General features: G+C 69.7%; 26 protein-coding genes. 5 read left to right on the top strand and 21 right to left on the bottom strand.

Annotated elements, in window-relative coordinates; translation table 11 throughout:
• The first annotated feature begins 51 nt into the window (after positions 1 to 51).
• Complete coding sequence (locus tag ACYQ8L_RS00970; protein ID WP_459939883.1) at positions 52 to 1,281, top strand: multiheme c-type cytochrome; 1,230 nt, start codon at positions 52 to 54, stop codon at positions 1,279 to 1,281.
• 231 nt (positions 1,282 to 1,512) lie between these two features.
• On the opposite strand, the gene ACYQ8L_RS00965 is transcribed toward ACYQ8L_RS00970, so the two are convergent.
• The 3 genes from ACYQ8L_RS00965 to ACYQ8L_RS00955 are packed head-to-tail and all read right to left on the bottom strand — an operon-like array spanning position 1,513 to position 3,773.
• Entirely contained in the window at positions 1,513 to 1,707 is a 195-nt protein-coding gene (locus tag ACYQ8L_RS00965) for an ArsR family transcriptional regulator (protein WP_459939882.1), read from the bottom strand.
• A 30-nt stretch (positions 1,708 to 1,737) separates the two neighbouring features.
• The gene (locus ACYQ8L_RS00960; RefSeq protein WP_459939881.1) at positions 1,738 to 2,535 is read right to left on the bottom strand and encodes an SDR family NAD(P)-dependent oxidoreductase; all 798 of its coding nucleotides are present in this window, start codon (positions 2,533 to 2,535) and stop codon (positions 1,738 to 1,740) included.
• The gene (locus tag ACYQ8L_RS00955) at positions 2,532 to 3,773 is read right to left on the bottom strand and encodes a PQQ-dependent sugar dehydrogenase (RefSeq protein ID WP_459939880.1); all 1,242 of its coding nucleotides are present in this window, start codon (positions 3,771 to 3,773) and stop codon (positions 2,532 to 2,534) included. Before ACYQ8L_RS00955 ends, ACYQ8L_RS00960 begins: the two co-directional genes overlap by 4 nt.
• A 149-nt stretch (positions 3,774 to 3,922) precedes the next feature.
• Between ACYQ8L_RS00955 and ACYQ8L_RS00950 the strand changes: the two genes are divergently transcribed.
• Complete coding sequence (locus ACYQ8L_RS00950) at positions 3,923 to 6,883, top strand: proline dehydrogenase family protein (RefSeq protein ID WP_459939879.1); 2,961 nt, start codon at positions 3,923 to 3,925, stop codon at positions 6,881 to 6,883.
• A 75-nt stretch (positions 6,884 to 6,958) separates the two neighbouring features.
• Here ACYQ8L_RS00950 and ACYQ8L_RS00945 read toward each other — a convergent pair whose 3' ends face one another.
• A complete protein-coding gene (locus ACYQ8L_RS00945) occupies positions 6,959 to 7,093 on the bottom strand; it encodes a hypothetical protein (protein ID WP_459939878.1) in 135 nt (44 codons plus the stop codon).
• Between the two features lie 410 nt (positions 7,094 to 7,503).
• Between ACYQ8L_RS00945 and ACYQ8L_RS00940 the strand changes: the two genes are divergently transcribed.
• Complete coding sequence (locus tag ACYQ8L_RS00940) at positions 7,504 to 8,910, top strand: S41 family peptidase (RefSeq protein WP_459939877.1); 1,407 nt, start codon at positions 7,504 to 7,506, stop codon at positions 8,908 to 8,910.
• Between the two features lie 106 nt (positions 8,911 to 9,016).
• The gene (locus ACYQ8L_RS00935) at positions 9,017 to 10,909 is read left to right on the top strand and encodes a DUF294 nucleotidyltransferase-like domain-containing protein (RefSeq protein WP_459939876.1); all 1,893 of its coding nucleotides are present in this window, start codon (positions 9,017 to 9,019) and stop codon (positions 10,907 to 10,909) included.
• A gap of 152 nt (positions 10,910 to 11,061) precedes the next feature.
• Here ACYQ8L_RS00935 and ACYQ8L_RS00930 read toward each other — a convergent pair whose 3' ends face one another.
• The 8 genes from ACYQ8L_RS00930 to ACYQ8L_RS00895 all read right to left on the bottom strand — a co-directional run bounded on the left by ACYQ8L_RS00930 (position 11,062) and on the right by ACYQ8L_RS00895 (position 17,255).
• On the bottom strand, positions 11,062 to 11,262 hold the full coding sequence (locus ACYQ8L_RS00930; RefSeq protein ID WP_459939875.1) for a hypothetical protein: 201 nt from the start codon (positions 11,260 to 11,262) through the stop codon (positions 11,062 to 11,064).
• Positions 11,250 to 12,263: an aminoglycoside phosphotransferase family protein gene (locus tag ACYQ8L_RS00925; protein WP_459939874.1), complete on the bottom strand. Its 1,014-nt coding sequence runs from the start codon at positions 12,261 to 12,263 to the stop codon at positions 11,250 to 11,252. The genes ACYQ8L_RS00930 and ACYQ8L_RS00925 overlap by 13 nt, the downstream gene beginning before the upstream one ends.
• The gene (nagZ, locus tag ACYQ8L_RS00920; protein ID WP_459939873.1) at positions 12,260 to 13,237 is read right to left on the bottom strand and encodes a beta-N-acetylhexosaminidase; all 978 of its coding nucleotides are present in this window, start codon (positions 13,235 to 13,237) and stop codon (positions 12,260 to 12,262) included. Before nagZ ends, ACYQ8L_RS00925 begins: the two co-directional genes overlap by 4 nt.
• Positions 13,234 to 14,166, bottom strand: a complete 933-nt coding sequence (locus ACYQ8L_RS00915; RefSeq protein ID WP_459939872.1) for a S66 peptidase family protein — start codon at positions 14,164 to 14,166, stop codon at positions 13,234 to 13,236. Before ACYQ8L_RS00915 ends, nagZ begins: the two co-directional genes overlap by 4 nt.
• A 322-nt stretch (positions 14,167 to 14,488) precedes the next feature.
• On the bottom strand, positions 14,489 to 15,223 hold the full coding sequence (locus tag ACYQ8L_RS00910) for an amino acid ABC transporter ATP-binding protein (RefSeq protein WP_459939871.1): 735 nt from the start codon (positions 15,221 to 15,223) through the stop codon (positions 14,489 to 14,491).
• The gene (locus tag ACYQ8L_RS00905) at positions 15,216 to 16,175 is read right to left on the bottom strand and encodes an amino acid ABC transporter permease (protein WP_459939870.1); all 960 of its coding nucleotides are present in this window, start codon (positions 16,173 to 16,175) and stop codon (positions 15,216 to 15,218) included. The genes ACYQ8L_RS00910 and ACYQ8L_RS00905 overlap by 8 nt, the downstream gene beginning before the upstream one ends.
• 67 nt (positions 16,176 to 16,242) lie before the next feature.
• Positions 16,243 to 17,046: a transporter substrate-binding domain-containing protein gene (locus tag ACYQ8L_RS00900; protein ID WP_459939869.1), complete on the bottom strand. Its 804-nt coding sequence runs from the start codon at positions 17,044 to 17,046 to the stop codon at positions 16,243 to 16,245.
• A gap of 53 nt (positions 17,047 to 17,099) precedes the next feature.
• Complete coding sequence (locus ACYQ8L_RS00895) at positions 17,100 to 17,255, bottom strand: hypothetical protein (protein ID WP_459939868.1); 156 nt, start codon at positions 17,253 to 17,255, stop codon at positions 17,100 to 17,102.
• Between the two features lie 154 nt (positions 17,256 to 17,409).
• Between ACYQ8L_RS00895 and ACYQ8L_RS00890 the strand changes: the two genes are divergently transcribed.
• On the top strand, positions 17,410 to 18,315 hold the full coding sequence (locus ACYQ8L_RS00890; RefSeq protein WP_459939971.1) for a DMT family transporter: 906 nt from the start codon (positions 17,410 to 17,412) through the stop codon (positions 18,313 to 18,315).
• A 26-nt stretch (positions 18,316 to 18,341) separates the two neighbouring features.
• Here the strand turns inward: ACYQ8L_RS00890 and ACYQ8L_RS00885 are convergent, their stop codons facing one another.
• The 9 genes from ACYQ8L_RS00885 to ACYQ8L_RS00845 form a co-directional block, all read right to left on the bottom strand.
• Complete coding sequence (locus ACYQ8L_RS00885; protein ID WP_459939867.1) at positions 18,342 to 18,743, bottom strand: hypothetical protein; 402 nt, start codon at positions 18,741 to 18,743, stop codon at positions 18,342 to 18,344.
• Between the two features lie 3 nt (positions 18,744 to 18,746).
• The gene (locus tag ACYQ8L_RS00880; protein ID WP_459939866.1) at positions 18,747 to 19,442 is read right to left on the bottom strand and encodes a zinc metallopeptidase; all 696 of its coding nucleotides are present in this window, start codon (positions 19,440 to 19,442) and stop codon (positions 18,747 to 18,749) included.
• 276 nt (positions 19,443 to 19,718) lie between these two features.
• Positions 19,719 to 20,327, bottom strand: coding sequence for a hypothetical protein (locus ACYQ8L_RS00875; protein WP_459939865.1), 609 nt, complete (start codon positions 20,325 to 20,327; stop codon positions 19,719 to 19,721).
• Positions 20,328 to 20,340: 13 nt separating this feature from the next.
• Positions 20,341 to 21,294 (bottom strand): ABC transporter ATP-binding protein, encoded by a 954-nt coding sequence (locus tag ACYQ8L_RS00870; protein WP_459939864.1) that lies wholly within the window; start codon positions 21,292 to 21,294, stop codon positions 20,341 to 20,343.
• Complete coding sequence (locus ACYQ8L_RS00865) at positions 21,287 to 22,264, bottom strand: ABC transporter ATP-binding protein (RefSeq protein ID WP_459939863.1); 978 nt, start codon at positions 22,262 to 22,264, stop codon at positions 21,287 to 21,289. The genes ACYQ8L_RS00870 and ACYQ8L_RS00865 overlap by 8 nt, the downstream gene beginning before the upstream one ends.
• Before the next feature lie 30 nt (positions 22,265 to 22,294).
• The gene (gene opp4C, locus ACYQ8L_RS00860; RefSeq protein ID WP_459939862.1) at positions 22,295 to 23,152 is read right to left on the bottom strand and encodes an oligopeptide ABC transporter permease; all 858 of its coding nucleotides are present in this window, start codon (positions 23,150 to 23,152) and stop codon (positions 22,295 to 22,297) included.
• A complete protein-coding gene (locus tag ACYQ8L_RS00855; RefSeq protein ID WP_459939861.1) occupies positions 23,152 to 23,835 on the bottom strand; it encodes a cyclic di-GMP-binding domain-containing protein, MshE-related in 684 nt (227 codons plus the stop codon). The genes opp4C and ACYQ8L_RS00855 overlap by 1 nt, the downstream gene beginning before the upstream one ends.
• Before the next feature lie 13 nt (positions 23,836 to 23,848).
• A complete protein-coding gene (locus tag ACYQ8L_RS00850) occupies positions 23,849 to 24,829 on the bottom strand; it encodes an ABC transporter permease (protein ID WP_459939860.1) in 981 nt (326 codons plus the stop codon).
• A 3-nt stretch (positions 24,830 to 24,832) separates the two neighbouring features.
• Positions 24,833 to 26,500 (bottom strand): peptide-binding protein, encoded by a 1,668-nt coding sequence (locus ACYQ8L_RS00845; protein WP_459939859.1) that lies wholly within the window; start codon positions 26,498 to 26,500, stop codon positions 24,833 to 24,835.
• Between the last annotated feature and the right edge of the window lie 420 nt (positions 26,501 to 26,920).

The following is a 26,920-nucleotide window of genomic DNA, read 5'->3' as shown; positions in this document are numbered from 1 at the left end:
GGCACCCCGCCGGATCCTTCCAACCCTGCCCGGGCAAGGAGGAGTCGCATCATGGGAAAGACGAGGAAACGGTTTTCGTGTCTGGCCGCCGGGCTCCTGGCGGCCATCCTCTGGGCCGGCACGGCGCTGGCGGCCGAGAGCAAATGCATGGAGTGCCACCGCAAGGTGACCCCGAACATCGTCAAGGACTTTTTGTCGGGTGAGATGGGCAAGAACGGCGTGGATTGCTCCAACTGCCACGGTTCGGAGCACATGAGCGCCGACGACGTGGCCAAGGTGAAGCTGCCCACCGAGAAAACCTGTGCCGAGTGCCACCAGGACAAGCACGACGAGTATATGGCCGGCAAACACGCCCTCGGCTGGATCGCCATGTCGGCCATGCCGAAGACCGGGTTCCAGCCCCACGCGTACATCCAGGGGCTCAAGGGCTGCGGGGGCTGCCACAAGGTGGGGGTGCGCGACGAGTCGGTGCGGGCCGAGTCCCGGTACGGAAGCCCCTGCGACTCGTGCCACACCCGGCACAAGTTTTCCAAGGCCGAGGCCCAACGGCCCGAGGCGTGCCGCACTTGCCACATGGGCTTCGACCACCCCCAGTGGGAGATGTGGTCGAGCTCCAAGCACGGCGTGATTTATCTGACCGAGGGTGACACCGGCCGGGCGCCCAAATGCCAGACCTGCCACATGGAGAACGGGAACCACGCCGTCATGACGGCCTGGGGCTTCCTGGGGCTGCGGCTGCCTGAGGACGACGAGGAGTGGATGGGGTACCGGACCACGATCCTCAAGGGCCTTCACGTGCTCGACCCCGAAGGAAAGCCCACCGCCCGCCTGGACGTGGTGAAGGCGGGCAAGGTGGCGCGGCTCACCAAGGAAGACTGGCAGGCCGAGCGGGACCGGATGCTCAAGGTCTGCACCCAGTGCCACAGCCCCTCTTACGCCAAGACCCAGCTCGAAAACGCCGACCAGATGATCAAGGAGGCCGACAAGCTCATGGCCGAGGCCATCGAGATCGTGGCCGACCTCTACAAGCGGGGCATCATCCAGCCGGAACCCGGCAAGCCCGCCTACCCGGATCTCCTGACCTTCTACGACGCGATGACCCCGATCGAACAGACGCTCTATGTGATGTTCCTGGAGCACCGGATGCGGGCCTTCCAGGGCGCGTTCCACATGAACCCGGACTACGTGACCTGGTACGGCCTGGCCGAGATGAGGAAGGACCTGGTGGAGATCAAGCACGAGGCCGAGCGCATGATCCGCGAGGCGGCGCGGCACCAGTAAGGAAAAGGCCGACACCGGGGAAACGGGGAGGCCCGGAGGGGCCTCCCCGTTTCTTGCTATGAGCCGGTGTCGGGACGGCGAGGGGAATCCACTCGGGGGGAGAAGGTACCCTCACCCCATGGGATACCCGGCGGCGCGCCACGCCTCCACGCCGCCCCCGAGGGCTTTCACGTTCGAGAAACCGAGGCTTCGGTAGTACGCCGCCCGCCGGGCGGCCGTGCCCTCGGCGGGTCAGGCGCAATAGAAAACGATCTCCCGGGCCTTATCGAGGGCGGGTGCCCGCTCCCGAAACTCCCTCAGGGTCAGGGCCCCCCCGAGCCGCAGCGAGGCGCACCTCTCCTCGTCCTCGTAGGCACACACCAAGAGCGCCTCCCCCGCCTTCGCCCGTGCCCGGGCCTCTTCCGCCGAAATCCGCTCCACATCCATCGCGTTCTCTCCTTGTGCCAGGCCGCCGGGTCATCCGGGTGCCCCTGGCCCGGGCCACCCCAGGTGGCGGTAGTCTTGTAACGTTCCCTCGACCCCCGTGACGCCGGAGGCGGCCGGGGAGCAGAGCCAAACCAGCAGCGCCGCCACCTCCCCGGGAGGCCGAAGCCTCCCGGCCCGCTCCGCCGAAACGAACTCCCGGTGAAGATCTGAGCCCAGGACCTCAGAACCGAGGGCCCTCACCTCGGCCTGCATGGGGGTGTCCATCATGCCGGGATCCACGGCGTTCACCCGGATGCCCAGGGGGGCAAGCTCCACGGCGAGGCTTCGGGTCATCTGGATCACCCCGGCTTTGGTCACGGCGTAGGCGCAGAATCGGGGAAACGGCACCCGACCCAGGCCGGACGAGAGGTTCACGATGGCGCCGTCGCAGCGCCTCTCCATGGAGGGCAAGACCGCCCGGATCCCGTGATATACGCCGTGCAGGTTCACCGCGACCGCTCGGTGCCAAGCCTCCGGTGTGGCGTCTTCTCGGAACCGCGGCGGGCCGATCACGGCGGCGTTGTTGACGAGGGCCGCGGGAGGACCCAGCCGGGCCTCAACGTCCTCGAAGGCCGCCCGGGTCTGCTCCCACTCGGACACATCGCAAGCCAGCACGAGGTGCGATGTGCCAATCGCCCCGAGGCCCGAGGCCAGATGCTCGAGGTCGGGCCCCGGCAGGGACAGGGCGGCTACCCGGGCGCCCGCCCGGGCGAAGGCCAGCGCCGTGGCGCGGCCCAGGCCCCGGCCCGCCCCCGTGACCACGGCGACCCGCCCCTCGAGCGGTCTCACGGCGCGCCCCCTGCCACGGCCCGAAGTCGAAAGATCCCCTGGACCCCCTCGTCGCTGGTGAAATAGAGGTGCCCGTCCGGCCCCACGGCCACCCCGGCTGGCCGGGCCCACCGCTCCCCCGAGGGTAGCTGGAACCCCGTGACCAGTTCGTCCACGCGCACGGGCTTTCCCCCCTCGAACCGAACCAGGACCAAGGCAGGCGGCCGTCGGGTGGCCGGGTCGCCGAAAAACCCGCCGGAGGGCCGGGTGGCCCAGCTGCCGTGGAGGGCCGCCACCGCGTCCCCCTCGAACTCCGGGCGAAGCGCCCCGGACCCCACGAAGGCCATCCCGAGGGGGGCGTTGCGGGCCGGGAACGTAGCATCCGGCGGGGCCACGTCCCCGGCGGGCCGGGGCGGAGGCGTGTCGATGCAGGTATCCCGCTTGAGGGCCGTCCCATCCCATTGGAACCAGGGCATGCCGTGGAAGGATCCGGGCGGTAGGGCGCGGAAGTTCTCAGGCGGCTGTTCGAAGCCCCAATGGTCGGGGCCGTTGTTGGTGGCGTAGAGCCGCCCGGTGGCCGGGTGCCAATCGAACCCCACCGGATTGCGAAGCCCCGAGGCGAACGGCTCCCACTCGGCACCGCCGTCCCCCTCCCGGAGCACCAGCACCCCTCCCCGCCTGCGGTCGAAGGGATAGGAGGGGTCCAGGTACTCGTCGCTGCAGTTGCCCGAGATGCCGAGACTCAGATAGATGCGGCCGTCCAGCCCCACGGCCACCGTACGGCTCGAGTGGCCCCGCCCCGACGGGAGCGCCGCCAAGAGGCGCAGGGTCGCGGGATCCAGAGACTCTTGGCCCGGTTTGTAGGGGGCGGCGTAGAGCCCCTCGGTCTTGGCGATGAGGAGTTCGCCCGGTCGCACCGCGACACTGTGGGGGTAGCCGCCGGTCCGGACCAGCGGGTCCGCCCGGGAATAGGGCGGCGCAACCCGGTACACCGTTCCCCCCTTGCTCCCGACCAGGAGCATGCCCGCCGGGTCGAAGGCGAAAAACCGCGGCCGGTCCATTCCGCCCGCCAGAAACTCCAGGACCATCCCCTCCGGTACCTGAACCTCCCGCACGGATCCCCCCACCGTGATCGTTTGCGCCCGGAGAACGACGGGGTCCGGCACCGGCGATTGGGCCCCGGTGCCAGACGTGCCCGCCCCACAGCCGAAGGCGAGGAGGAGCGCGCACCCAACCGCCCAGAGGTCTCGACGTCCCATATGATCCTCTCCCCACCCCCCGGGTTCCGGCTGGCCTGGGTCCAAGTGTTACCGGATCCCGGAGGTTCGCAAGTCGGTGCCCGGTTCGGTTGACGGGAGGCAGGGCCGTGGTATCGGTGGATGGGCCGCCCCCTTTCCGGAGAGACGCGATGCCAGACATCCCGGACCACGTGGACCAGGCGATCGAGGCGTGGGTACAAGAGTTTGGCAGGTTGCTCTGGGACCGGATCCAGGGCCATGTGCCGACGTTGTTCGACACCCGCCACTGGGAGGGACGGGTCCTGGATCTGGCTATGGCCGACCCGGAGTTCAAAACGTCCCTTTTTCGCCTGGTGGACGTGCTTCCTGCCCTGCAGCGGGCCGACCAGGTGGCCCTCCACGTGGCCGAGTACCTGGGTCCGGCGGCCGCCCGCATCCCCGGCCTTCCAGGCGCCGCGGTCCGGGCCGCGGGGAATCCGGCGCTGGCGGCCGCCACGGCGCGTCTGATCCGCGCGGGGCTGGAGCGCCTGGGCACGCGGTTCATCGTCGGAGTCGATGCGCCTTCTGCGGTGCGCCGGCTCCGGCGGCTCCACCGGGAGGGGTTCGCGTTCACCGCCGACCTCCTGGGCGAGGCGACCGTGACCGACGCCGAAGCCGACACCTATGCCCGCCGCTACCGAGACCTCATCGAAACGCTTGCCCGGGAGGCCCGAAGGTGGCCCGAGCATCCCCTGCTGGCCCGAAGTCCCCTCCCCCGGGTGAACGTATCCGTGAAGGTTTCCTCCCTGGCCCCCTACCTGGACCCCGCCGATCCCGAGGGGGGAGCGGATCGGGTGTTGGCCCGCCTGACCCCGCTCCTCGTCCGTGCCAAGGAGGTGGGCGTCGCGATCCACCTTGACCTCGAGTCCTGGGACCTCCACGATCTGGCCCTCGAGGTGTTCGAACGCGCGGCCCTGGACCCCCGCCTTCGCGACAGGCCCCACCTGGGCATCACCCTCCAGGGGTACCTGCGGTGTGCGGCCGAGGACCTCGAACGCATCGGCCGAACGGCCCGGGAGCGGGGCGTCCCGGTTCCCGTGCGCCTCGTGAAGGGGGCCTATTGGGAAACCGAGGTCATCCGGTCCCGCCAACAGGGTTACCCCTGCCCCGTATTCACCGACAGGGGAGAAACGGACGCCCAGTTCGAGGCCCTGGCCACCGCGCTCCTCCAGGAACCCGACCGGTTTCTTCCCGCCTTCGCCAGCCACAACCTGCGCTCCATCGCCTGGGCTTTGGCGAGCGCAGACTCGGCGGGGATTCCCCGGGAACGCATCGAGGTGCAAACCCTGTATGGCATGGCCGAGCCCGAGCGGGCGGCCCTGCGGGACCTGGGGTGCCGGGTTCGCGTGTACTGCCCGGTGGGCGAACTGATCCCCGGTATGGCCTACCTCGTCCGCCGGCTCCTGGAGAACACATCCAACGAGGGATTCTTGCGGCTTACCCATCGGGAGGGGGCTTCTCCCGAGGCGCTCTTCGCCCCGCCGGGGCCCGGCCCGAGTCAGGGCGGAGCCCAGGGCGGGAACGGGTTCCACAACTGCGGCCTCGTGGATTTCGGGCGCTCAGCCGAGCGGGGGAGGTTTCGCCAGGCGGTGGAAGAAGCCCGGAAGGCTCTGCCCCTCATCGCCCCCGTGGTGGTGGGCGGCCGGGAGCGCCGGGACGGTCCGGTTCTGGAGCACCCGTGCCCGGGGCGAAAGGAGGAAACGGCGTCCCGAGTGGTTCTGGCCAGCCCGCCCGAGGTGGACCAGGCCATCCAAGTCGCCGCGGCCGCCTGGCCCCGGTGGCGCGACCGGCCCCTGGGGGAACGGGTTCAGCTCCTCGAACGCCTTGGGGACCTGCTGGAGGAACGCCGACTCTTCCTCGCGGCCCTCCAGGTGTACGAGGTGGGGAAACCGTGGCGCGAGGCCGACGCGGATGTGGCGGAGGCCGTGGATCACTGCCGCTACTATGCCCGTCGAGCAGTGGAGGAGTTGGCCGTCCGCCGCATGGGAACGGTGCCCGGCGAGATCAACCTCCTCTGGTACGAGGGCGTGGGGCCCGCTGCGATCATCGCACCGTGGAATTCCCCCTTGGCGATCCTGGCCGGGATGACCGCGGCGGCGTTGGTGGCGGGGAACCCGGTGCTGATCAAGCCCGCGGAGCAGTCCTCCGGCGTAGGGTACGCCCTGTTCCAGGCCCTCATGGACGCCGGATTCCCGCCGGAGGTGGCCCAGTTCCTGCCCGGGCGGGGCGAAGACGTGGGGCGGCGCCTTGTGGCCGACCCCGGGGTGCTCCTGATCGCCTTCACCGGCAGCATGGGCGTGGGCCTCGAGATCTTGGAAATCGCGGGGAAGACCCACCCCGAGCAGCGCGAGGTCAAGCGGGTCATCTGCGAGATGGGCGGAAAAAACGCCATCGTCGTGGACGAGAGCGCCGATCTGGACGCCGCCGTGGCGGGCGCGATCCAGTCCGCCTTCGGGTACGCCGGGCAGAAGTGCTCGGCCTGTTCCCGGGTGATCGCGGTGGGCTCAGCCTACGCCCCGTTTCGCGAGCGGTTCGTGGAAGCCACCAAATCGCTCCCCCTCGGCCCGCCGGAGGACCCGCGTTCCCGCCTCGGCCCCGTGATCGACGAAGAGGCCCATCGGAGAATCCGGGCGGTGGTGTGCGATCCGGGGCCCGGGGCCCGGCCCCTCTTCGCAGGCCCGGGCCGGGACGACGGGTGGTACGTGGGGCCCGCCGTGTTCGAGGTGGAGGATCCGTCACACCCCCTGATGCAGGAGGAGTTGTTCGGCCCGGTGGTGGCCCTCCACCGGGCCCGGACGTTCGACGAAGCCTTGGAGGTGGCCTCCGGCACCCGCTACGCCCTCACGGGGTCCGTGTTCTCCCGCACCCCCTCCCATCTGGCGGCGGCCCGGCGGCGATTCCGGGTGGGAAACCTGTACCTCAACCGCGGCTGTACCGGCGCGGTGGTGGGCCGCCAACCCTTCGGGGGGTTCGGCATGAGCGGCACCGGCACCAAAGCCGGGGGCCCGGGTTACCTCCTGCGGTTTGCGAACCCGAGGTGCGCGAGCGAGAACACCGTGCGGCGGGGGTTCTCCCCGGACGTCCAGATCTGACCGCCGCGCCGCCGGCGAACCGTGAAAAAGGGCCGCCCCGTGGGGCGGCCCTTTTCGAGCGAATCGGAAAAGACGTCAACTACATTTGCACCCCGGCCCGCACACGCACTTGCCGTCCACCTTGCAGTTGCACTTCTTCTGAGCCTCGGCGCAGCGACACTCCCCCTTGCAGGTGCAGTCGCCGCCGGCCTTGCACTTGCAGGCTTTCATCATGTGCTTCCCGCACTTGCACCCGTCCTTGCCCTTGCAGCCGCACTTACAGGCCTTGTCCTTGCAGCCGCACTTCGAGGGATCGCCCTGCGCGCAGGCGCAGTTAGCGTCCCCGCACTGGCACGCGTGGGCCTATCCGGCCTCCATGGCGCAGCCGTGCCGGGGGCCGTGGTGGAATCCGGCGCATCCGGCGAGGGCCAGGGCCGTTCCGGCGACCAAGACCAACAGAAGCCGCTTGAGCATGACGTTCTCCTCCTTGGGGTGGGGTTGGGTCCTGCGAGTGGCCGCGGAATATACTTGCCCAATACCATCCGTCAAGTGGTGATTTGGCCGGATGCGTTGGCCCCCCGGTTCCCCTGTGGCACAATCTCAGGACCCCTCTTCTCCTCCCCCCGCCAAAGGAGCCTACCTTGCAGAGGACTTCCCGGGATCTCGGCCCCCTAGCGATCCTGGTCGGGGTCGTAGCGCTTGCAGCGGTGGCCGGCTGTGGCGGCGGGTCGTCGGGCGACGACTTCGTCGTCCGGGACGGCGAGACCTTTCGCCCGGGCCGAGCCCTCGTCCTGACCGACGTTCCCGCAGGGGCCTCAGAGGCCCAACTCGCCTCCCTCTACGACCGCACCCTGGCCGAACCCGCCTGCCAGGATCCCACGGACCAGCGAGTGCCCGTGCTCGTGGCCCAGGCGTGCCTCGCGTTCCATGACCTCTACCTGGAGCCCGGAAGACTCCCCGCCGACGTCCGGGGAATCGGAACCCCCGACGCGTACGTGGCCGCGATCGAGCCTGCCGACCCGTTCGCGGTGTATCACACGGCGGATGCCTTTTCCGGTTCGGTGGAACCGGGAATCACCGGGGAGAGGGCCTACATCGGGATCCTTCTCTCGGTCCACGAGGGGGACACGGCTCCCACCATCGACGCCGTGCTCCCCTATTCCCGGGCCTGGTGGGACGGTTTCCAGGACGGGGATCGGATCCTGCGCGTGAACGACCATTCCCTGGAAGGTCTCCCCCTCGACGAGGCGAGGCTCCTTCTTCCCCGCACCGAGGGGAAAACGGCGACGTTGACCGTGGAGCGCGGGGGCGCGACGGTGGCGATCGAAACCGCCGCGGAAACCCACATCGAGAAACTCCTCGACGGCGATGTGGCCTACCTCGGGGTTCGGAGCTTCACCACCCAGACGGCGGATCGGGTGAGGGAGGACTACAACAGCCTGAAGACGGCCCTCGGGAACGCGCCCTCGGGCGTGGTCTTGGACCTCCGGGACGACGGCGGCGGGAGCTTTCAGGGGGCGATCGAACTGGCCGATTTCTTGGCCGGAGGCAGCTTGGACGGGGAGGAGATGTTCCATACCGAGGACGTGTTCGGGCTCACGGTTTCCTACCGCTTCGGGGACTGGTTCGCCGAGGACGTGGATCCCGTTCCCCTCGTCATTTTGGTGGACGCCGGCTCGGCCTCCGCCTCCGAGATCGTGGCCGGGGTGCTCCAGTACCGGGGTGTGGCGACCCTGGTCGGCGAGACCACCTTCGGCAAGGGCGTGGCCCAGACGGTGGAACAGCTTCTGGACGGAAGCGCCCTTCTCATCCCGTCCCAGCGGCTCGAACTGGCCGACGGAACGTCCTGGCACGGCGCGGGGCTCACGCCCGACTTTGAGGTGGCCGCCCCCGACGGCGGCGCCACGCCGGAGGACGACCCCCAGCTCCAGGCGGCCCTGGCGGTGCTGCGGGGCGAAACCCCGGCGGCGGCCGCCCGTCGTACCGAACGCCGCGTGGCGCCCCGGGAATTGTGGGAGCACCGGATCGTCCGTCCGGACCTGCTCTGATCGCGGCCGACCGACAGGAAGCGCTTCGGGGATGACCTGCTTCCCAGCTTTCCAGCTTCCCAGCATTCTAGCCTCCTAGCCGTCCACACCCTACGGAGGTACGCGAGTGTCTCAGGTAGAGCGCGTGGCCCCGATGCCCGAGGACATCCTGGTTCGACTGCGCCGCCACGAGGCTTTCTCCGAGCTTCCCGAGGAGGACTTGCGGTGGCTCGCCGAGCGGCTCCGGGAGGTCTGCTACCGCCGGGGCAGCCTGATCCTCGGCCCCGACGACGTACCCGCCCGGCTTCGGTTCGTGGAGGATGGGGTGGTCGAGGCGGTGGGGGAAGGCGGGGTCGTGGCCGAGTTGGTGGAGGGAGAGTGCTTCCCGGTGGAGGCCCTTTCCGAGCACCGGCCCACCGGGCTCTCGTGGCGGGCCCGCACCGACGTGTGGTGCCTCGAGATCCCGGTGGAGGAGTTTTCGCGGCTGCGCGAGCGCCACGAGGGGTTCCGGGAGTTTTGCCGGTGCCGGGTGGACGCGTTCCGGGCGGCCTCGGCCCGGGTGGGGGCGGTGCCTTCGGCGCCGGAGGATCCCGGCCTCACCCAGCCGGTCCGGGCCCTCATGCAGCCCGACCCGCCGCTTTGCCGGCCCACCGACCCGATCCGGGTCGCCCTGGTGGCCATGGACCGCCGCAACGCCACCGTCGTGGTGGTGACGGACGAGGGGCAGCATCCCCTAGGGCTCTTCACCCTCCGGGACGTGCTCCGCCGGGTGGCCTTGCCCGGCCGCGACACCTCGGACGCGGTGGAGGGGGTCATGACGCCGGATCCCCTCACCCTGTCCCCCGAGGCCTTCGGGTTCGAGGCCGCCATGATCATGGCCCGGGAGGGGTTCCATCATCTCCCGGTCGTAAACGGAGGCCGCGTCGTGGGACTCGTGTCGGAAAGCGATCTCTTTCGCCGGAACCGGCTTCGCCTGGCCGACCTCCGAAACCGCATTCATGGGGCGGAAGACGTGGATGCGCTGGCCGGCCTCGCCCGGGAGATCAAGGAGTTGGCCCTTCAGTTGCTCGCGGGGGGAACGGCGGCCGAGCAGGTCACGCGGCTCATCTCGACCCTGAACGACCATCTCACCACGCGGGTGCTGGAGCTCGAGCTCCTGCCCGCGCTCCCGCAGGGAGTGCGGGTGTGCTGGATCGCCCTCGGGAGCGAGGGGCGGATGGAGCAGACGCTTTCGACCGACCAGGACAACGGGCTCGTGTTCGACGCGCCCGACCGGGAGGCCGAGGCGGTGCGGGGGGAACTCCTGCCGGCCGCTCGGAGGGCCAACGAGGCCCTGGCGGCGTGCGGATTCCCGCTGTGCAAGGGCGGCGTGATGGCGTCCAATCCCTCCTGGTGCCTGAGCCTTGCCGAGTGGGAGGACCGGTTCCGCAGCTGGATCGACGCCCCCGCTCCAGAGGCCCTGCTGAACGCCACGATCTTCTTCGACCTGCGCCCGCTGTTCGGCGACGAAGCGCTCGGCGTCGAGCTTCGGGACTGGCTGCGGCAGGAGGCGCCCCGGAAGGACCTGTTCCTGCACCTCTTGGCGGCCAACGCCCTGGGCCGCACTCCTCCCTTGGGCTTTTTCCGGGACTTCGTGGTGGAGACCCGGGGGGAGCACAAGGGCACCGTGGATCTCAAAGCCCACGGCGTGGCCCTCTTCACCGACGCGGCCCGGGTGTTCGGGCTCGCCCACGCCGCGCCCACCAGCAACACGGCGGAGCGGCTCCGGGCCGCCGCCGAGCCGCTGCGCCTCGACCAGGGGCAGGTGGAGGCCTGGATCGAGGCCCACCTGTTTCTGCAGCGGCTCCGGCTGCGGCACCAGTACGAGCAGGAACGGGCCGGTGTCGAGCCCGACAACCGCATCCGGCCCGACGACCTCAACCCCCTGGACCGGAAGTTCCTGCTGGAGGCCTTCCGCCAGGCCAAGCGGCTCCAGCGGCGCCTGGCCCTGGAGTACCAGGTGGGAACGGGAGGGCTGTGAGAGAGCCCCTCCGTGTGGCGGCTGGGCGGCGAGGGCGCCTGGGGGCGCGCGGCGGTCTCCTCCCTCGCCCGACCAGATGGACGCGTCAACGGGCGTGACGCCCGCCAGAGCGCCACCCCCCTACCCGCCCGACGGCCATGCGTTCGACGGCCTCAGCGCCTCTGGGCCGAAGGTTCGGTTCGGGCCCGCTCATACTCGTCGTAGGTGGGCGGAAGGTCCGGAGGGGGCGTTTTCTCGGCGCGCTCGTGCCAGGCGTCTCCTTCGAACACGCCCCGACACCAGGACCGGGGGCTGCATCCGCCCGCGAGGGGGGCCAGTGCGAGCACGATCGTGAGGGAGATTACGTTTCGCATGGGCTCTTCCCCGAACGTTCCAAGGCCTCCCGGGCCCGGGCCACGGTTTCGGCAAGGTGCGGAAACCGGCGGGCCACCGGCGCTAAGTGGTGCTCCAGGGTCCGCAGGGCGGCCGGCGCGTGTTCCCGGAATCCGGGTTTCCCGAGCCTCCATCCGAGCTTTCCGAACGCCCCCAGGGCCTGGAGGAGCCGAAAGGTGCCGCAGGCGATCCAGGCCTCCTCGGTCCAGCCCCGAAGGGCCCCGGCCGCCACGAGGCGGTTCCGGTACTCCTCGAGGAGCACCACCCGAACGCCGTGCGGGAGGTCGGCGTACGGGTCCAGGATGAGGGCCGCCGTGTCGTAGGCCAGGGGTCCGGGCCGGGCGCCCTGGAAGTCGATGGCGGCCGGCCCCTCCGGGGTCAGGTGGACGTTGCGGCTCTGGAAGTCCCGGTGGAGGAAGTAGCCGCGCGCCCCCGGGGGCACCCGGGCGGCCAACCGCTCGAGGTCGGTCCGGAACCCGGCCGGCACCGCGAGGCCCAGGACCCCTTGCGCGAACTCCCGGGCGAAGTAGAGCCCCTCGTCCTCCACCATGGTGCGCTCGTCGTAGGGCCGGGGGGCGAACCCCGTCTCGAGCCGAAACCCCCGGGCGCCGTCCACCTGCATCCGGACGAGAAGGTCCAACACCGGCCGGTAGAGGGCCACGGGGTCTGCCCCCGGCGCCCGCAGGGCCCGGAAGAGGCTCCGGTCCCCCAGGTCCTCTAGGAGGATCCATCCCCCCTCCTCCCACACGCCGAACACCCGGGGCACCCGGACCCCGCACGCGGCGAGGTGCCGGGTGATCCGGACGTAGGCCCCGTTCTCCATGGGGTCGGGGCCCTCGAGGAGGACCCGGGTGCCTCCCCCGACGAACACGCGGTAGAACCGCCGGGCCGATCCGTCGCCCGCCAAGGGCTCCACCCGGTCTACGGAACCGAGATCCGGAAACACCCGGACGAGGTTCCGGGCCGCAGGAACCGCGGTCATCGCCGGTTCCCCACAAGCGCCTCCACCCGGGCCCGGCCCTCGGCCAACCGCTCCGGGCGCGCGCGCTCCGCCAGCATCCCGGCCACCTCGTCGAGGTCGAGGTCGGGCCGGAGCATCCGGCCGAAAATGAGGAGGTCGCACCCGGCCTCCACCGCCTCCACGGCCCCCTCTGCGACCGGTCCGAGCGCCCCCAGCGCCCCCATCTCCATGTCGTCGGAGATCACGGCACCCCGAAACCCCAACCGGCCCCGGAGCACGTCGCCGAGCCACCGACGGGACAGGGTGGCCGGCCGGTCGTCCACGGCCGGCACCCGGAGGTGCCCGGCCATGACGAGCGGCACCCCGGCCGCCACGGCCGCCCGGAACGGCACCAGGTCCCGGGCCGCCATTTCGTCCCACGCCGCCTCCACGGTGGGAAGGCCCACATGGCTGTCCACCCGGGCCCGGCCGTGGCCGGGGAAATGCTTGGCGCAGGGGAGAACCCCGCCCCGCAGGCACGCCCGCACGTGGGCCCGGACCAGGGGGGCCACCGCGGCCGGGTCGTCGCCGAACGCGCGGTCCCCGATCACCCCGCTCTCCCCGGCCGTAGGCAGGTCGCAAACCGGGGCCAGGTTCCCGTCGATCCCGAGGGCAGCCAGGGCCCGGGCCTGGGCCTCGACCCGCTCCGAGAGGACGTCCGCCCCCTCCCGGGCCAACTCCCGGGCGGGGGGCAACCGGGGCACCCCGTCCCGGAGCCGCTCGACCCGGCCCCCCTCCTGGTCCACGAACACCAGGGCCGGGGAACCCGGGTCGGCCTCGGCGAGGGTTTCCTTGACCTCGCCCACGAGCCGCGCCGCGGTCCCGGCGTCCGGCACATTGCGGCGAAACAGGATCACCCCTCCGAGGCCCCACCGCCGGGCGAAGGCACGGAGCCACGGGGGCACGGACGCCCCCTCGAAGCCCACGATCAGAAGACGGCCCGGCCGGGGGATCACGGCTCCACCAAGGATTCGATCCAGGCGATCCGGCCCCCTTCCGGATCGAGGTAGGCCCGGCGGCCCAGGGGCAGGGGGAGGTTCGGGCGGCAGTGCCCGGCCGGGACCCCCGAGAGCACCGGGAACGGCGCCTGGGAGGCGAACTCGTGGAGGAGTTCCTCCACGGCCGCCCGCTCCCGATCCTCGGCGACAAAGCTCTCGGGCCGGCCGAACACGACGCCCCGACACCCCTCGAAGGCGCCGGCGGCCACGAGCTGCCACAGCATCCGGTCGAGCCGGTAGGCCGGTTCGCCCACGTCTTCCAGGAACGCGATTTTTCCAGAAAACGCCGGGGCGTAGGGCGTGCCCTGGAGCGCCGCGAGGAGCGCGAGGCACCCCCCCTCCACCGCCGCGACCCGGGGTTCCCACGCCCCGGGGTTCCAGAGCCGCAGGCCCGATTGGGCGGGTCTCGCGGGCTCGCCCCAGAACCCGAGGCTCCCGAGGACCGCATCCACGCCGTCGGGATCGTCCGGGTCCGGGTGGGGCCCGTGGAGCGCGGGCCAGCCCCAGCGGCGGACGAACGCCAAGAGCGCCGTGTTGTCCGAGAACCCGACGAGTGGCTTGGGCGCCGGGGGCGGGTCCTCTGCGGCGAACCGGGGGAGGAGCCGCACGGCGCCGTACCCGCCCCGCAGGAACCACACGGCCGCCACCTCGGGATCCGTGAGGGCCCCCCAGAGGTCGGCCCACCGCTCTTCGTCGCCGGCGGCCAGGTAGCGCCGGGAACGCCGCGGGTCGTACCGAAGCCGCACCCGAAGCCCTCGGGCCTCGAGAAGCCGTTTCGCCCCCTCGGCGCGCTCGGCCGTCACCGGTCCGGCGGCCGCCACCAGGGCCACGAGATCCCCAGTCCGAAGGGGCCGGAGGGGCGAGAGAGGTGGGAAAGCGTCGTTCATCGGGATCACCGAAGCGGTTCGGAACAGGGCGGGGCGGAACCGCGGGGCGTCGGGACCGGGACGCCCTGCCCTCCCCGGCCCGGGGGAGGCCGCTCTCCCCCCGGATCGACGCCGCCGTTTCCGGGAGTGCGGGCCGTCGGTCGGGGACTCACGGCAGGGATTCTAACGGAAACGGCCCCGGCGGGACATCCTCGCCGGGGCCGAAGAGCGGACAGGGGGGGGAAACCAGGGAGGACACGGAGGGCACGGAGTTCCTAGACGGTGCACCCTCGGGGTTCCCGCGACGCGGCGTAAGCGTGAGAGCGGTTCGGCTTTCCAGCCGTTACAACACCTGGCTCAAAAACAACTTCGTCCGGTCGTTCTGGGGGTTCGAGAAAATCTGGTCCGGGGGGCCTTCCTCGACGATCTTGCCCTCGTCCATGAAGAGCACCCGGTCGGCCACCTCCCGGGCGAACCCCATCTCGTGGGTCACGACGACCATGGTCATGCCCTCCCGGGCGAGCTGCTTCATGACGTCCAGCACCTCCCCCACCATCTCGGGATCCAGGGCGCTCGTGGGCTCGTCGAAGAGCATCACCTTGGGGTCCATGGCGAGCGCCCGGGCGATGGCCACCCGCTGCTGCTGCCCGCCGGAAAGCCGCGAGGGGTACTCCGACTCCTTCTCGGCGATCCCGACCTTCTTGAGCAGTTGCCGGGCCTTGGCCTCGGCCTCCTCCCGGGATCGCTTCCGGACCACCTGCTGGGCCAGGCAGATGTTGTCGAGCACGGTCTTGTGGGGAAACAGGTTGAACTGCTGGAACACCATGCCCACGTCCCGGCGGACCTTGTTGATGTCGGTCTTCTTGTCCGCCAAGTCCATGCCGTCGATCACCACGTGCCCCGAGTCGAAGGTCTCGAGCCCGTTCAGGCACCGGAGGAACGTAGACTTTCCCGACCCCGAGGGGCCGATCACCACGACCACCTCCCCCTTGGCGACATCGGTGCTCACCCCGTCCACGGCCCGGACCACGTGGCCGCGGGCGTGGAAGATCTTGACGAGATCGCGAACCTTAATCACTGACCGCGAGCCTCCGTTCCATCCACAGGATCACCTGGCTCAAGAGCGAGGTGATCAGAAGATACAGGGCCGCCACCGTGAACCAGATCTCGAAGGTGGCGAAGGTGGAGGTGATGACCTCCCGGCCGGCCTTCGTGAGATCGGTGATGGCGATGACCGACACGAGCGACGAGTCCTTGATCAGGCTGATGAACTGCCCGGCGAGCGGGGGCAAGATCCGCTTGAAGGCCTGGGGCAGGATGATGTAGCGCATGGCCTGGAACAGGGTCATCCCCAGTGACCGGGCCGCCTCCATCTGGCCCCGGGGGATCGACTGGATCCCGGCCCGGACGATCTCGGCCGTGTAGGCCCCCGCGAACACGGCCAGGGCCAGGATGCCCGCCACGATCCGGTCGAGGCTCAGCACGGTGCCGATGAAGAAGTAAAAGATGAAGATCTGAACCAGCAGCGGGGTGCCCCGGATGAGCTCGACGTAGAACACCGCGAGCCCCTTGAGGGTCGGGTTCTTGGAGATCCGGGCGAGCCCCGTGACAAGCCCCAGGACGAGACCGAGCACCCCCGAGAAGAACGAGATCCACAGGGTGGTCCAGAGCCCCTTCGTGAGCGGCCCCACCTTCCACTGGTGACGCGAGCCCACGATATCGCCCTCGAACAACTCCTCGCCCTCCGATACCCGAACGGTGTCGGTCTCTACCCGGATCTCCGATCGGTCGCCGGTGTCGCTCTCGAACACGATCACCGCGTCTGAGCCGGTGTTGCGGATCTCCACCACCCGGCCGTCGGCCGGGGCGTGCTCGTTGATCTCCGCGTGGTAGGCGAAATACTGGGGCACCCGGTTCCACCGCCAGGTGTAGTCCACCCGTTTGGTGGCCACCCAGATCCCGGCGGCGAGGCCGAGCAGGATGAGCCCGAGCAACAGGTTCCAGGGCCAGGTACGGGTTGTCTGTTTCACGGCGTCCTTCCGCCTTCGCACGAAGGGCCCCGGGGTACGGGGCCCTTCGGCGAGATTCGGGGTCGGGTTACTGCTGCAGATCCTTCAACCAGGCGTCGTCCTTGAACCACTTCTCGTAGATCTTGTCGTAGGTACCGTCGTTCTTGATCTGCCGCAGGAAGTTGTTGAGCCAGTTGATAAAATCGTAATCGCGCTTCCGGACGCCCCAGGCCAGCGGCTCGTAGGTGAAGGGCTCGTCGAGCCACACCACCTTGCCCTCGCCCTTCTGCTTCACGGCCAGGGCGCAGTAGGGGTGGTCGTACACGAAAGCGTCGGCCTTGCCCCGTACCACCTCCATCAACCCCTCGTCCTCGCGCTCGAAGGAGATATAGGTGGCCTTGGGGATCAGCCGCTTCACGGCCTGCTCGCCCGTGGTGCCGAGCTTCGACACCACCTTATACTTGGGGTCGTTGAGGTCCCTGTACGACTTGACCTTCCCCGCGAGTTCTTTGCGGATCACGATGGTCTGCCCCACCACGATGTAGGGGTCGGCGAAGTTGATCTGGAGGTTCCGCTGCTGGGTCACGGTCATGCCGCTCATGATGATGTCGAACTTCTTCGTCATGAGCGAGGGGATGATACCGTCCCAGGCGGTGCTCACCAACTCCAGCTTCACCCCCATGGCCTTGGCCATGCGCTTCGCGATGTCCACGTCGAAGCCGACGATCTCGCCCTTGCGGTTGGTGAGCTCGAAGGGCATGTAGCCAGGCTCCATGCCGACCCGGAGCGAACCCCGCTCCAGGATCTCGTCCAGCGTGCCCGCGGAGGCCGCCGGAACCAGGGTGGCAACGGCAAGGGCCACAACCGTCAGGATGGACAGAAGTCGTTTCATGGGACTCTCCTTTCGCGTAACGTGGGGGAAGAGAGAAGGAGAAGACAGGGCTCTCAGTACGACTTGCCCTCGTCCAGGAGTTCCTCGATCACCATCCGGGTGCCGCACTCCGGGCACCGGGGAAGGTCCTCCACCGGGAGGTAAACGATCTGGGTGAACCGGCACCGGGGACAGACGACCTGGACCGGCTCTTTCTCCCCGCGTTCCATCGGCATTCCTCGAAGGGTGTAGCGCGGCGAAACTGAATTTGGTAAAAGGGAAAGCGCTTATACCACACACACCCCGCCCCGGCAAGAACGGGGCGGCTTTTCTTTGTGCCCCCGGCGCCAGGGCGCTGGGGAGAAAGGAAGCGTCGTGCACCAGATGGGTCGCAACCGGCAACTATGGGCCGAGTTCCTGCTGGCCACGGTGACCGTGTTTTGGGGGGGCACCTTCCCGGTGGTGAAGGACGCCATCGGCCAGGTGCCTGTGCTGTGTTTCCTGTGGATTCGCTTTGCCCTGGCCGCGGCGCTCCTCGCCGGGATGGCCCGGGGCCAGATCCTGCGGCTCGGCCGCCGGGGCTGGAACCGGGGGGTGTTCTTGGGCACCCTGCTCTTTCTGGCCTACCTGTTTCAAACCTTCGGGCTCGAACGCACCACCGCCGCCAACGCGGGCTTCCTCACGGGCCTCAACGTGGTGTGGGTGCCCCTCCTGGCGGGGCCCATCCTGGGGAAGCGCCCCGGCCCGGGGGCCAAGCTGGGCACGGGGCTTGCGGTGGTGGGCCTGTGGCTGCTTACGGGAAGCGCCCCCTGGCACCTCGGGACCGGGGATCTCCTGGTGCTCCTGTGTTCCGTGTTCGTGGCGCTTCACGTGCTGGGGCTCGACGCCCTCACGGCCGGGGTGGACGCCCGGGCGCTCACGTTCGTGCAGGTGGCCACCATGGCGGTTCTGGCCGGGGCCGGAAGCCTGGCCTTCGAGCCCGTCACCTGGCCCCGGGCGTGGTCGGCCGGCCTGGCGGGGGCCGTGGTGATCACCGCGGTGTTCGCCACAGTCTACGCCTTCTGGATCATGACCACCTACCAGCGCTACACCACCCCGGCCCGGGCGGCGCTGATCTACACCCTGGAGCCGGTGTTCGCCGCCCTTTTCTCGGTGTGGCTCGCGGGGGAGCGGCTCACGCCGGCGGCATGGGCCGGCGGCCTCTTGATCGTGGCGGGCACCCTGACGGCCGAACTCTGGCCGGCGGCCGCGAACGGGACAGCAGCGCAGGCAGAACCCGAGGCCGGGTAAGGGCGCCGCGGGAGCGGGGACGGGCCCTACGCCCTCGGACGCCTGGGCGGGGGAATCGGGTAGAATTCGTCCAGGATCCGGTGGTTCCGAAACCCCAAGGCCTCCCGGTGGATCACGAGCTCCCACAGCCGCTGCTGGGCCTCCCGGCGCTTGGCGTTGAACCGAAGGACCGCCTCCGCGAGGTCCTCCGCCCCTTCCGCCTCGAGCCGGTCCACCTGCCGGCCCAGGAGTTCCAGCTCCAGGAGGGCCACCAGCACCTTCTCCTCGGCCCGGCCCAGGGCCGCCGCCATCTCCTGGAGGATCTCCTTCTCGAGCTCCCGCTGGGCCTGGTACACGTCGAGCCGCCGGCGCAGCCGGTCGAGATACGGGCTCTCGTAGCCCTCGTCGGTCAGCCGGTCGACCAGCCGTTTCCAGGCCGGGGCCCTCACGGCCTACTCGTCCCTCCCCCCCAGGAGTCCCGAACGAAGGAGGAAGTAGAGGAGCTGCATCACCGCCGTGACCGCGGCCGCCACGTAGGTGAGGGCCGCGGCCGTGAGCACCTGGCGGGCCCCCGGGAGCTCGTCGGGCCCCAGGATCCCCACGCTCTCCACGGCCGCCAACGCCCGGCGGCTCGCGTTGAACTCCACCGGCAGGGTCACGAGCTGAAACGCCACGGCCGCGGCGAAGAGGATCACCCCGAGCTTCACCAGGGCCATGGTGTGCAACAGGAACCCGAAGATGAGAAGCGGCCAGGCGAGCTGGGAGCCGATGGAGGCCACCGGCACGAGGGCCGAGCGGAGTTGGAGCGGCGCGTACCCTGCCGCGTGCTGGAGCGCGTGGCCGGCCTCGTGGGCCGCCACTCCCACGGCGGCGAGGCTGGGCTTCGCGTACACATCGGGGCTCAACCGCAGCACCCGGGATCGCGGGTCGTAATGGTCCGACAGAAACCCCTGCGCCATCTCGATCCGCACGTCGTGGAGCCCTGACCGGGCGAGGATCATCTCGGCCGCCTGGGCCCCCGTGATCCCCCTGCGGTTCATCCGCTCCCCGTAGCGGTGGAACGCGGACTGGACCCACATCTGGGCCACGAGCGACAGCAAAAACGCCGGCGCGATGAGCAGAAAATACAAGGGGTCGAAGTAGAACATGGCCAGTTCTCCGCGGTGTTGGGGTGAATCAACGCTCCCCGGATACACGAGCGCCGGGATCGTCGGCCCGGTCCCGGCGCCGTCGATCCCGGCGAGTCGCCCCTATAGTAACCACGCCCCACGGAGGTGCCAAGGCCCTTTGCCCCGCCCCGCGGCCCGCGCACCGGCCGGGGAACCGGACCGTATATCCCGGAGGCGGACACGGGCCTCCCAGCTTTCTGCCCTCTCGGCCTCCCAGCCTTCTAGCCTTCCAGCCTCCCAGCCTCCTCGCTGGCGTCACCCGTCGAACCACCGGGCCCGGTGCAGCAGGTCCGCGGCCGAGAGTTTCCCCGCCCGGAACAGCCGGCAATCCATCGTTTCCAGGGCCACCCGGCCGGCGCCCTCGGGGGCCTCGACGTGGATCCAGAGGCGGTGGGACCCGAAATCGCTCTTCAAGGTCCCCTCCCCCACGAGGTAGGCAAGCCGAAGGAACGGCTCGGCGCCCGCTCCGGCCTCCCACCGCACCCACGCCCGGATGTCCCACCGGCCCTCCCGGGCCCGCTCGGCGTCGAGGGCCCGCACCAGGTCGCAGTCCGAGAGCGGCACCCCGACCTCCTGGGCCACCCACTGGAGGGTCTCGGCCATCTCCACCCGCTGCCACCCGGCGCGTTTCACCCTGGCCAACGAGGCTTCCAGCTTGGCCCGATCCGCGGCGTCGAGGTCGGTGGCCGCGTTGACCGCCGCGGCGAACCGTTCGGCCAGGGGCGCCGGGGTCTCCTTCGAGGGGCGGGCGCCCCCGGGCGCGGCCAGCCACACGGCCAGGGCGTGGACCACGAGGCTCACCCCGACACACAGGGCAAGCAGCCGCAGTTCCTTTGCATCCATCGGCCGCAGGACGCTTTGCATGGCTTCCCTCGGCTCAGGCGTGAAGGTGGCACCGGACCCGGTGGCCCGGTTCGGGCTCGGAGACGACCGGCACCTCCCGGTCGCAGGGCCCGAACCGCCGGGGGCACCGGGGGTGAAACGGGCAGCCCGGCGGCGGGTCGATCGGGTTCGGCACGTCCCCTTCCGGGACCCGGGGCTCCCGGCGTCGTTCGGGGTCGGGCACGGGCACCGCCGTGAGCAGGGCCTCGGTGTAGGGGTGCAGGGGGCGGGCGAACACGGCCTCGCTCGGGCCCTCCTCCACCACCCGGCCGAGGTACATCACGGCCACCCGGTCCGAGATGTGCTCCACGACCCGCAGGTCGTGGCTGATAAAAAGGTACGTAAGTCCGTGTTGTTCCTTCAGATCTTGGAGCAGGTTCAGGATCTGCGCCTGCACCGACACGTCCAGGGCCGAGACCGGCTCGTCGGCCACCACGACCCGGGGCTCCACGGCCAGGGCCCGGGCGATGCCGATTCGCTGGCGCTGCCCCCCGCTGAACTCGTGGGGATAGGCCTCGGCCGCCTCGGGGGGCAGCCCCACCTGCTCCAGAAGCCGCGCCACCCGTTCCCGAAGCTCCACGCCCCGGGCGAGCCGGTGAATCACCATGCCCTCCCCCACGATCTGGCCCACCCGCATCCTGGGGTTGAGCGAGGCCTGGGGGTCCTGGAACACCATCTGGACCTGCCGCCGGAACCTCCGGATTTCCTCCCGGTCCATGGCCCAGAGGTCCCGGCCGGCGTACCGGATCTCCCCGGCCGTGGGGGGCTCGAGCCGCAGGAGGAGCCGCGCCAGGGTGCTCTTCCCGCACCCCGACTCCCCCACCAGGGCCAGGGTCTCCCCCTGGGTCAGGGTCAGGTCCACCCCGTCCACCGCCCGAAGCCACCGGCGCTTCCCGAAGGCCCCCCGCTTCACCGGGTAGCGCCGCTCCACCGCCCGTACCTCAAACATCTCGGTCCACCCGGATGCAACGGGCCCGGTGCCCGGGCCGCTTCTCCTCGAGGGCCGGCACGGCGTCCCCGCAGGCCTCGATGGCCAGGTCGCACCGGTCCCGGAACGGGCACCCCGACGGAACCCGGCTGGGGTGGGGGACGTTTCCGGGGATGGCCCGCAACCGCTCGCCCCTGCGGATCCCGCTCGCCCCGGGGATGGAGCCCAGGAGGCCCCGGGTGTAGGGGTGCAGGGGGTCGCGGAAGAGCTCTCGGGTGCTCGCCTCCTCCACCGCGTACCCGGCGTACATCACCACCACCCGGTCCACATTTTGGGCCACGAGCCCCAGATCGTGGGTGATGAGGAGGAGGGCCATGCCCCGCTCCCGCCGCAGCCGGCCCAGGAGCCCCATGATCTGGGCCTGGATCGTGACGTCCAGGGCGGTGGTGGGCTCGTCGGCGATCACCAACTGGGGCCGGCAGGCCACCGCGATCGCGATCATCACCCGCTGGCGCAGCCCCCCCGAAAGCTGGGCCGGGTAAGCGCGGAGCCGGTCCTCGGGAGCGGGGATGCCCACCTCGGTAAGAAGTTCCACGCACCGGCGCCGCACCTCGTCGCGCGGCAGGTCGAAATGGGTCGTCAGGGCCTCGGCCACCTGGAACCCCACGGTGAACACCGGGTTCAGGCTGGTCATGGGCTCCTGGAACACCATGCCGATTTGCCGGCCTCGGATTCTGCGGTACTCCTCGTCCGGAAGCCCCACCAGTTCCCTTCCCTCCAGCCGGATGGAACCCGCCTCGATCCGGCCGGGATCCGGCACGAGGCCCATGAGGCTCAGCGCGGTCACGCTCTTGCCACACCCCGACTCGCCCACGAGCCCCACGGCCTCGCCGTGGCCCACGGTCAGGTCCAGGCCCCGCACGGCCGGCACCTCGCCGGCGCGGGTGTGGAACGAAACCCGTAAGTTCTCCACCTCGAGAAGATGGGGCAACGAACGCTCCTATGGCTCTGCCGGCGCGGGTCAGTCGTTGATCTTCGGGTCCAGGGCGTCGCGCAGGCCCTCGCCCAGAAGGTTATAGCCCAGCACCGTCAAGAAAATCGCCATCCCGGGAAACACGGTGACCCACCACCCCCCCTCCAGGTTGTCCCGGGCCTGGGCCAGCATGTTTCCCCAGGAGGGCTGGGGCGGCTGCACCCCGAGGCCCAGGAACGACAGGCTCGACTCCACCAGGATCGCCCCGGCGATGCCCAGGGTCGCGGACACGAGCACCGGCACCATGGCGTTGGGGAGCAGGTGCCGGAACAGGATCCGGGCATCCCCCGCGCCCTGCACCCGGGCCGCCAGCACGAACTCCCGGTTCTTGAGGCTCAGCACCTCGGCCCGCACCAACCGGCACACGCCCATCCAGCCGGTGGCCCCGATGATCACCATGATGAGCCAGATCGAGGGCTTCAAAAACGCGATGGCCGAAAGGATCAGGAAAAACGTGGGGATCGACTGCATGAGGTCCACGAAGCGCATCACCAGGCTGTCCCACCACCCGCCGTAGTAGCCGGCGGTGCAGCCCAGCACGGTGCCGATGGCCACGGCGATGCCCACGGCCACGAACCCCACGAGGAGGCTGATGGGGGCGCCGTAGAGAAGCCGCGAGAGCACGTCGCGTCCGAGTTCGTCGGTGCCGAACCAGTGGCGGCTGCTCGGGGGCTCCAGGATGTGCCGGATGTCCACCTGGGCGGGGTCGTAGGGGGCGAGCCACGGGTGGAGCACGGCCACCACGGCCAGGGCCGAAACGATGACAAGCCCCGCCATGGCCTGGCGGTTCCGCCGGAGGCGGAGCCATAGGGTCCGCCACGGGCCCACGTGGGTCGGCTTCCCCATCACTCCGAGCGCAGGGCGGCCAGGAGTTCCTCCCGGGTGACGACGCCCTTCTTCTCGAGCACCCGAAGGAGGAGTTCGAGGAGGTCCTTCGCGTCCAAACCGTCGAGCGAACCGACCCGCCGTTCCTCCCCCTTCTGGAGGATCACCATCTCCTCCTCGGGTTCGGCGGCGGGCGGGGCCGCGGTGGGGGTCACGGGCCCCGGCCTCGGTGGGCCTCCTCCGGCCGGGTCGGGCCCCTGCTTGCGGTAGTAGTAGTTGATGGCCCGGGTGATGCCCGACTCGGTGGCCACCACCGGCCGCACGTTCACCCCGGTCTGGAACTCGATCTCGCTGATGGCGTCCAGGTTCGTGGGATCGGCCATGGCCAGGATCACCGACTTCTTCCCCGACTCCTCCTTCAGGGCCACCGGGATCACGTGGTACTTCTCGGCGATCCGCAGGGGTACGGCGGCCAGGGCCCGGGGGGAGATGCGGACCTTGCGGAAGTCCACGGCCGGAAGCCGAAGCTGCGCCGAGAGGCACCGCAGGATGTCCTCCTCCTTTACGAACCCCATGCGCACCAAGGTGGAGCCCAGCTTCCCGCCCCAGGTTTTCTGGCTGCTCAGGGCCGCCTGGAGCTGGGTCTCGGTGATGAGGCCGGCGTCCATCAGGATCTCGCCGAGGCGTCTGCGTCGAGGAGGCACCGTCTTCCCCTTTCTACCCCCGGCCGAACCGGATGCGGGGATCCACCAGGGCGTAGGTCAGGTCGGCCACGAGGTTCCCCACCAGGGTGAGCCCGCTTCCCAGGAGCAAAATCCCCTGGATCACGGGGTAGTCCCGGGCCATCACGCTTTGATAGAAGAGCTGTCCCATCCCCGGAATGGCGAAGATGGTCTCGAAAATCACACTCCCCCCGATCAGCGCCGGGATCCAGAACCCCATCAGGGTCACGATGGGCAGAAGGCTGTTCCGGAGGGCGTGCAGGTAGATCACGCGCCACTCGGGCAGCCCCTTGGCCCGGGCGGCGGTGATGTAATCCTGCCGTACCACCTCCAGCATGGACCCGCGCATGTACCGGCTGATCCCGGCAAGCCCCCCCACGGCCGAGACGAACACCGGCAGGATGAGGTGCTGCACCCGGTCCCAGAACCGCGCCAAAGGCGGCAGCCGGTCGGCCCCCAAGGACTCGAGCCCCGAGATGGGCAGCCACCCCAAATCCACCCCCAGCCATTTCATGAGGAGGAGCGCGAGCCAGAAACTCGGGATCGAAAACCCGGCAAACACCAGAACCGTTGTCGTCCGGTCGAACCGGCTCCCCCTTCGCACCGCCGAAAGCACCCCGAGGGGCACGGCCGAGGCCAGGATCACCACGAGGCTCAGGAGGTTGATCAGGATCGTGATCGGCAGACGCTCCCGGATCTTGTCCCACACGGGCCGCTTGTCGGGGCTGAAACTCACCCCGAGGTCCAGCCGCACCACCTGGCTGAGCCAGGTCACATACTGCACGGGAAGCGGCTTGTCGAGCCCGTAATATCGCTCGAACCGCTCCCGAAACTCGGCCCCCACCTTCGGGTTGAGCTCGGTGTAGAGTTCGGTCGGGGACCCCGGGGCCATGTGCATCAGCGCAAACGAGATCACCGTGATCCCCAGGAGCATGGGGACCATGAACGCGACCCGCTTGGCCACGTACGCGAGCATGGATCAGGGCGTCTCCGTGTGGCGCTGGAGGGCCTTGGGCACGTACCAGCGCTCGAAGTTATAGGTGATGCCCGCCGGGGCCGGTCGGATGCCGTGCACCCGGTTCGACACGGCCACCAGGGCGTAGGGCACGTACAGAAACGTGTACGGCTGATCCTCGGCCAGGATCTCCTGGAACCGGTCGTAGAGCCGCTTTCGCTCCTCCCGATCGAAGGTCTTGCGGGCCCGCACCAACAGGTCGTCCACCTCCGGGTTGCGGTAGTGGGTGTGGTTGAGCCCGCCCGGCACCGCCTTCGACGAGTGCCACACGTCGTAGAGATCCGGGTCCTGGGTGATCGTCCACCCCAAGATCACGGCGTCGAACTTCCCGGGCTTCACGAACTCGTTGATGAACGCGGCCCACTCGAGCACCCGGATCTCGATCTCCACCCCCACGGCCTTGAGCCGCTGCTGGATGATCTCGGCCGTTTTGAGCCGTTGGTCGTTCCCCTGGTTTGTCAGCACGGTGAACCGAAACGGCCGCCCGTCCTTGTCGAGCACCCCGTCGCCGTCGGTGTCGGTCCAGCCGGCCTCGGCCAGCAGCGCCTTGGCTCTCTCCGGATCGTAGGGGTACTTGGGAACGTCCGGATTGTACACCCAGGTGCCCGGCTTGTAGGGGCCGGTGGCCGGCACCCCGAGGCCCAGGAGCACGCCCTCCACGATCTCGTTCTTGTCGATCGCGTGGGTGAGCGCCCGGCGCACCCGTACGTCCTGAAACATCGGCTTTTCGAGGTTGTAACCTAAATACGTGTACGCGTTGGCCAGGTATTTGTACTTGTTGTACTGCGACCGGAACCGCTCCGAATCGGTTTGGCGCACCCACTGGAGGGGCTTCAACCCCATCATGTCGATCTTCCCGGCCAGAAGCTCGTTGAACTGCACCCCGAGGTCCGGGATGATCCGGAACACGTACCGATCGAAATAGGGAAGGCGCATCCCGGTGTCGGGATCCACGTCGAAGTAGTCGGGGTTGCGCTCCAGCACGATGCGCTGGCCCGTGGTCCACTCCACGAACCGGAACGGGCCCGTCCCCACGGGATGCCGCCCCAGTTCCGAGGTGTTGATGTCCTTCCCTTCCAGGAGGTGCCGCGGCAGCACGGCCGCGCCCCAGGAGATCAGGGCCGGGGCGAAGGGCTCCTTGTAGCGCACCCGCAGGGTGTGGTCGTCCAGCACCTCCACCGAGTCCACCGGTTCGAAATCGCCCCGGTAGGCCGTGAGCGTATTCGGGTCCATGGTGACCCGGTAGGTGAACTCCACGTCCCGGGCCGTGAGGGGGGCGCCGTCGTGGAATCGCACCCCTTTCTTGAGATAGAAGGTGATCGTGAGGTTGTCCTCGCTCACCTCCCAGGACTCGGCGAGGTCCCCCACCACGTTGTACTCCCCGTCGTATTTCACGAGCCCGTTGTAGATGAGGCCCGCCACGGAATGGGAGGCGGAGTCGGTGGCGAGGATCGGGATCAGGGTGGAGGCGTCGCCGATCGAGGCGTCCACGAAGGTGTCGCCGTAGGCGGGCGAGAGATCGACCTGGGCCTGCGGCTCCTTGGGGGCTTCAGGTTTCTCGGATTCCTGGGATCCCTGGGTGCAGGCCGCCAGGGCGGCGAGAAGAACGGCCAGCCAGATTCGCTTCGACACGGTTTCCCCTTCGAGTTCCAGGATGGTTTCGGCGCACGGCGGGTGCCGCGGAGAATCGCCCGGAACCGGCGGCGGCGTCAAGCCGGCTGGAACGCTGGGACGGGATTCCCCCGGCGCCAAGAGAGGCGCGCGAGGAGATCACGCGGGCATGGGGCCCGCTTCCGGGCGTGCCGATTGAGCCGGCGGAGCATTAGGAGGCTCGAAAGCTACTGGAACCAACGGAAGTATTGTCAGATTCCCGGCGTTTTAGCGGAAACCCGCGGGCGGGGGGCTGGTGGAGAGCCGGGTGCGGCCCCTTGCCTCGCCGCGCCCCCACCGCGCCCGGATCGCTTTGGAAGCTCCCGTAGGCCGCGGCCCGTTTGCAAAAACAATAACTTCCGCCACGGCCACACGGTGCGCCGCGGCCGTCTGGACCACGGC

Source organism: Deferrisoma palaeochoriense, from assembly GCF_054656955.1.
Note: the sequence above shows the minus strand (reverse complement) of the source record. Positions and strands in the feature narration are given on the sequence as shown.